The sequence below is a fragment of the Oleiphilus sp. HI0123 genome (assembly GCF_001635315.1).
Window position 1 is genome coordinate 1 of record NZ_LWGE01000212.1, and the last position, 946, is coordinate 946.

The 946-nt window shown below is 44.2% G+C and carries 1 protein-coding gene; it reads left to right on the top strand.

The window, feature by feature from the left end; translation table 11 throughout:
• Positions 1-129: 129 nt before the first annotated feature.
• On the top strand, positions 130-946 hold an 817-nt coding region (locus A3761_RS02020), incomplete at its 3' end, for a glutathione S-transferase family protein (RefSeq protein WP_068749695.1).

Sequence of the window (946 nt, forward strand, 5' to 3'; positions counted from 1 at the left end):
CACTCCTGGTTCTAGCACCTAGCCACAACAGCCAAATACAGCAGTTTGCATTGCGAACTATACCACGAGACAGTTTTATGCTTAGATAGCCTGGATATCAACTAAGCCTGTTATTCTGGAACATCTTCAATGAGCATAATACTGCACCACTACCCTCTGTCTCCTTTCTCTGAAAAAATAAGAGCGATGCTTGGCTATACCAACCAAGAGTGGTCCTCCTGTCTGACCTCAGAAGCGCCGCCACGAGGCAAACTGGACTTACTTTCAGGAGGTTATAACAGAATACCAGTGGCACAGGTGGGAGCTGATATTTTTTGTGATACGAGCCTTATAGCTGATGAACTCGCCGCTATCGCTGACGAACCATCGTTAGCCAACGAAGCTCTGAATCAAGGCCTTCTAACTGAAAGACAATGGCTTGAATCAAAGCTATTTTTTGCATGTGTAAATAAAGCATTCTCTTTATCATTACTTCGACGTATTGCTAAAGACAAAGGCTTATGGAATTTACTTCTGTTCTTGAAAGACAGGATAGAAATGGGCGCCAAAGCCTCGGTATCCCTCGGCAGCCCTAGATCAGCCAACAAACATATTAAGCAAGGTCTAAGCTATCTATCAGAAAACTTAAGCTCGAATGAGTTTATCGGTGGTAACACACCGAATATTCTAGACTTCTCTGCTTATCATTGTTTCTGGTTTCTGACGGAAGTCGGCCTTAAAAAGGATATTTCCAAGAATACAGCCGCGTTGGCTTGGTACCAAAAAATGAAGGCTTTCACCAACTCTCCTGACAATGAAATTAGTATCGATACGGCGATCGATATCGGGAGAGAAGCCCAACCTCGGCAACTAGACAAGCGTTACACCTCAGACCATAGAATTGGCAGTAAGGTTGTTATCGCACCTAGTGACTACCGACAGGTACCCGTAACGGGAACCTTAGTAG